Source organism: Candidatus Infernicultor aquiphilus, assembly GCF_002784285.1.
Taxonomy (GTDB): Bacteria; Atribacterota; Phoenicimicrobiia; order Phoenicimicrobiales; family Phoenicimicrobiaceae; genus Infernicultor; species Infernicultor aquiphilus.
The window spans coordinates 1-5228 of record NZ_PFKO01000342.1 but is presented as its reverse complement, the minus strand read 5'-3'; the positions used below and the strand labels follow the sequence as shown (position 1 = coordinate 5228).

General features: G+C 32.7%; 5 protein-coding genes. All 5 read left to right on the top strand.

What is annotated here, in order from left to right:
- A partial coding sequence (locus COZ07_RS09610) for a transglycosylase SLT domain-containing protein (protein ID WP_406608347.1) occupies positions 1 to 1035 on the top strand: 1035 nt, incomplete at its 5' end.
- 61 nt (positions 1036 to 1096) lie between these two features.
- Entirely contained in the window at positions 1097 to 1429 is a 333-nt protein-coding gene (locus tag COZ07_RS09605) for a bh protein (protein ID WP_406608346.1), read from the top strand.
- 134 nt (positions 1430 to 1563) lie between these two features.
- Positions 1564 to 1740 (top strand): helix-turn-helix domain-containing protein, encoded by a 177-nt coding sequence (locus COZ07_RS09600; RefSeq protein ID WP_406608345.1) that lies wholly within the window; start codon positions 1564 to 1566, stop codon positions 1738 to 1740.
- Positions 1741 to 1940: 200 nt separating this feature from the next.
- Positions 1941 to 3407: a LysM peptidoglycan-binding domain-containing protein gene (locus tag COZ07_RS09595; RefSeq protein ID WP_406608344.1), complete on the top strand. Its 1467-nt coding sequence runs from the start codon at positions 1941 to 1943 to the stop codon at positions 3405 to 3407.
- 128 nt (positions 3408 to 3535) lie between these two features.
- Positions 3536 to 5167: an ABC transporter substrate-binding protein gene (locus COZ07_RS09590; protein WP_406608343.1), complete on the top strand. Its 1632-nt coding sequence runs from the start codon at positions 3536 to 3538 to the stop codon at positions 5165 to 5167.
- The last annotated feature ends 61 nt before the right edge of the window (positions 5168 to 5228 follow it).

Sequence of the window (5228 nt, the reverse complement as noted above, 5' to 3'; positions counted from 1 at the left end):
TATACCAAGAATAATAATAACTCTGAAGCGTTAGAAGCTTATCAACTATTAGCAGAGAGGTTTTCTAAAAGTAGTTTAGGAGATGATGCTCTTTACTGGAGAGGAAAAACTTTGCAAAAGATGGGATTAGAAGAAGAGGCAAAAGTTATCTATGAAAAGTTGCTGAGAGAATATCCTTTAAGTTATTATACCGAAAGAATTACCAAACAAAGAGATGACCTTAATTTTGTTGGGCTTATTTCTGCTTCTGAGAAAGAAGATTTTACAAATTTGGAGGAATTTTTACTAAAATATGCTAAAATAGAAGGAAAAGGTCAGTTAGCACTACTTAAAGCAGAATTATTCGAAGAGATTAGCTTTTATAAAGAATCAATAATTGAATTAAAGGAAACCTTAAATTACTATCCCGGAAATATCTTTTTGCTATTTAAATTAAGTGATGTTTATAAAAAGAACCTGGATTATTATAATTCTTTAAATTATTCGGAGATAATTTTTAATTATTTAGTGGATAATCACCAATTGGACGATTTGCCTTTTGAATTATGGGAAAGTCTCTACCCTATTTGTTTTGAAGATATAATTAGGGAATATGCTTTGAAATATGAGATAGATCCATTGCTGGTTATGGCGATGATAAGGGAGGAGAGCAGGTTTAACTCCTGGGATGAATCCGCTGCCGGGGCCAGGGGATTGATGCAGATAATTTTTTCTACCGGAGAATGGATTGCTCAGAAGATAAATATTATAGATTTTAACGATGAAATGCTATTTTCTCCTAAAGTTAATATTAATTTAGGTTGTTGGTATATCGGTTACTTAAAAGGAAAATTTTCTAATGATATTATTTTGATAATTTCAGGGTATAATGCTGGACCAGGTATAACTGATCAGTGGTTAGAAAGATATGATCAATCTGACCTCGATAATTTTGTGGAAAATATTCCCTATGCTGAGACCAGAGAACATATAAAAAAGGTGATGAAATCTTACCAGATGTATAAAAAATTGGCCCAAGTTTTAAGCGGAAAGTAAGTTGTTTTTTTTGGATTAAGGAAGAGGAGGTAAAGGTTCGATCCTTCGAGCTGGAAAGTAAATGATCAGTAAAGTAAAAGCTCAACTTTTTTGTCTTCACTGCAACAAAGAGACTAACCATATAATTACTTATAAAGATAAATATTTACAGGATATTAAATGTAATATTTGTGGAAATGAAATTAGAATTAATCGGGAGAAATTATTAGAAACCTATACTACAGATTTTATAGATCGAGTTTTGACTAAACCTCACCGAGTAACCGATGAAATAAAAAGAGATCTATCTCATTTTTTAAAATCAATTCCTATTCGAATTTTGACTAAACCCTATCGGGTGGCTAAAGAGATAGGAGATATACTGCATAATAAAAAGAATAAGAATAATCACTGATTAATTTATTTACTAAATATAAAAATTACTTTTAAATTAAAAAATATATAAAAAAATAAATAAAAAATTGACAATGTTATTAAAAAACAATAATATAGAGAGAGAAATATGTATAAAACGAGGGGGCTTAAGGTATGGAAGAATATTTAACCGCGAAACAAGTAGCGAAATATTTACAAGTAAAACCTCTTACTGTCTACCAATGGGCAAGAACCGAAAAAATTCCAGCAGTTAAAATTGGAAGGATTTGGCGTTTTAAAAAAGAAGTTATTGATAGTTTTTTAGAAAAGAAAAACAAGAAAAATAAATAATGAAATTGATTTAAAGATAAAAGCTTCCAAACAAATAAGAATTCTCCAATATGAAAAAATAAAAATTACCGGTAAAACTAAAGAAGATTCTTCTTATATTTATGTATTTGTCTTTATATAAATTAAGTCATAAAAAAGAAATGATTTAGAAATCTGTAGGTCTAAATTATTTTGACTCTCTAACCAAAGGAGGTCAGGAGATGAATTTAATTCGAAAATACAATAAAGATAAGAACAATTCCATGGTTTTGCTAGCCTTACTTTTATTATTTATCTTTTCTATCCCTTTTCACTCTCTGGCTCATAACAATGAATTTATTAGTTATAAAGTGACCAAGGGGGATAGTTTGTGGAGTATTTCCCAAAAGTATAATGTTTCGTTAGATTTAATCCTATCTTATAACCAGATTAAAGAAAAAGATATTTTATCTCTTGGTCAAATTATCAAAATTCCCCAGAATAATTTCCAGACTACAGAGACAACAGATTATATTATTCATATTGTAAAGAAGGGAGAGAATTTATGGTCAATTGCCCAAAAATATAACCTTTCCGTAGATCTAATTCTTGCCACCAATAGCATTGCTAATTCAGAATTGATTTCTATAGGGCAGGAAATGAAAATACCTTCGCACAAAAATGCTGTTGCAAAAACAAATATTGTTAGCCAGGCAGTTATTGATAAAAAGAATAATAATATTAATAATAATATCAGTCAGCTTGAAACTGCAGAACCGATTGTTTATACAGTTAAAGCAGGTGATACTTTATGGAATATTGCTCAAAGATATGGATTTTCAGTTGGGGTCATTGCTGATGTTAATAATCTTGGGAATGAAAATGTCTTATCAATTGGCCAAAAATTGGAAATACCGGCCATAGGAGGAGGAGTATCTAACTCTAACCAGAAAGAGGAACCAATCATTGTAAATTATACGATAGTGAAGGGAGATACCTTGTGGAGCATATCCCAGAGATATGATTTAAAGATGATTTCTATTATTTCTGTTAATAATTTAAAAGAAATATCTCGACTATCTATAGGTCAAAAATTGAAGCTGCCAATAACCAATATGGATATTGCCAAAGCAGAAGGATATAACCTAGAAGCTACAGCAGAAGAAATAATATATGATGTAAAAAAAGGAGAAAGCCTCTGGAGTATTTCGCGCGATTATAATGTAAAATTAGAGTCTATTATAGCAGCTAATAGTATAACCGATGCTTCCAAAATTTTTGCAGGGCAGCAATTGAGAATTCCCAATGTAACTGGATCTCGTAGTAATATATCTAATTTTATTTGGCCGGTAAGGGGAAGGGTTACTTCTCCATATGGGATGAGAGTTTTAAATGGAAGGAAAGAATTTCATTCTGGTATAGATATTGGTGGTCCTATCGGGACTAATATAATAGCTGCTGAGAGCGGCAGGGTAAGCTATGCTGGTTATATGCGAGGATATGGCAATGTAATTATCTTAAGCCATGAGGGGGGATATTCTACAGTATATGCTCATAACTCGGTGAATTTAGTGAAAAAAGGTCAATATATAAAAAAAGGGAGTGTAATTGCTAAGGTAGGGAGAACTGGGAATGCTACTGGTCCCCACCTCCATTTTGAAGTGAGATTAATGGGCAAGCCTCTTAATCCTTTGCTATATCTTAAGTAAAGTAAATTTCTTTTTAAATAGATACAAATATACAAAAAAAATATACAAAAAAGAAAGGAGGTAAATTATTTTTAAAATTTAATTGAAATATTGTAATTAAAAAATATTAAAAAAGGAGTATTTAATAAATGAAAAGTAAAATATTTATGGTTTTATTGTTTGCTGTGATTTTAATCCTGGGAACAATAGGTATCGCTTCTGCAAAAGGAACTTTAGTATACGGTAGCAGCGGAGATGCCTCTAGACTAGACCCTGGAGATGTAACCGACGGAGAATCTATTCAGAGAATGGATAATATTTTTGAAGGATTATTAGAATATGAGGCAGGTACTACTGATATAAAACCCTGCTTAGCAACTTCCTGGGAGGCCTCAACAGATGGAACTGAGATTGTCTTTAAGCTAAGAAAAGGGGTTAAATTCCATGATGGGACCGATTTTAATGCTGATGCAGTAGTATTTTCCTTTGCCCGACAATATGATACTACCAATCCTTACCATCAATATGGTGAGTGGGCTTATTGGGGATATATGTTTAGCGATGTAGAAAAGATGGAGAAGATTGATGATTATACGGTAAAACTTGTCCTGAAAAGACCGAATGCCTCTATTATGACCAGTTTAGCCATGTTTACGGTTAATATTGTAAGTCCAGCCAATGCGGAAAAGTATAAAGGAGATGCCTTCAAATATCCTTGTGGTACCGGTCCTTTCAAATTTGTGGAATGGGTAAAAGACGACCATATTACCTTAGAGGTTAATGATAGTTATTGGAGAGAAAGATCCCAACTTGATAAATTAATCTTCAAAGTAATTTCTGACCCTTCAGCCAGACTTATGGCTTTAGAAGTGGACGAAGTGCAGGGTATAGAATATCCTAATCCTGCTGACTTTGCTCGGATAAATGCTAATAAAGATTTAGTCCTTATGACTCAGCCAGGAATGAACATCGGGTATATGGCTATGAATACCGGGTATGGATATAAAGATGCTAATGAAAATGGAGTACGAGATCCGGATGAACCCTGGGTTAAAACTCCGGGATATTTCGAACCCCTTACTAAGAAGAAAGTTAGACAGGCAATTAATATGGCTATTGATAAACAATCTATAGTAGATAATCTTTATATGGGAACAGCAAGTAAAGCTAAGAATGGAATGCCTCCCTTTATGTTAGGATATAATGATGAAATACAAGATTATCCTTATGATCCAGTAAAAGCTAAAGAACTTTTAACTGAGGCTGGATACCCTGATGGTTTTGAAGTCACTCTCTATGTAATGCCTGTATCTCGGCCCTATATGTTTGATCCTCCCAAAATAGGAGAGGCCATTCAAAGTTATTTAGGAGCTGTAGGAATAAAGGTAAAGTTTTATCAAGTAGATTGGGGTACCTATCTCCAGGAAACTGAAGCAGGAAATCACCAGATGTGTCTTTTAGGATGGACTGGTGATAATGGAGATCCGGATAACTTTATGAATGTTTTATATGGTGCCAACGCTTGTTCAATAGGTACAGCAGGAAATTATGCATTCTTTAATGATGAAAATGTACAAATATTACTTTCTAAAGCATTGCAAACTTATGATAAGGAAAAGAGAGCAGAATATTATAAAAAAGCTCAAGAGGTGATTCATGAAGAAGCTGGTTGGGTTTATCTGGCTCATTCCTTGCAAAGTATGGTCTTTAGGAAGAATGTACATGGTTTTGTACTTAATCCTACTTCAAGATATTTCTTCTATCCAGTATCGGTTGAATAGATAATATTTTCTTGGATTAAGTTTGGTTAAGAAAAAAGAAAGGGGTGAATAAATCTCCCCT

Excerpts from the sequence above, each read along its gene's own strand:
- COZ07_RS09605 (WP_406608346.1), top strand. The coding sequence starts at position 1,097 with ATGATCAGTAAAGTAAAAGCTCAACTTTTTTGTCTTCACTGCAACAAA.
- COZ07_RS09600 (WP_406608345.1), top strand. The coding sequence starts at position 1,564 with ATGGAAGAATATTTAACCGCGAAACAAGTAGCGAAATATTTACAAGTA.
- COZ07_RS09595 (WP_406608344.1), top strand. The coding sequence starts at position 1,941 with ATGAATTTAATTCGAAAATACAATAAAGATAAGAACAATTCCATGGTT.
- COZ07_RS09590 (WP_406608343.1), top strand. The coding sequence starts at position 3,536 with ATGAAAAGTAAAATATTTATGGTTTTATTGTTTGCTGTGATTTTAATC.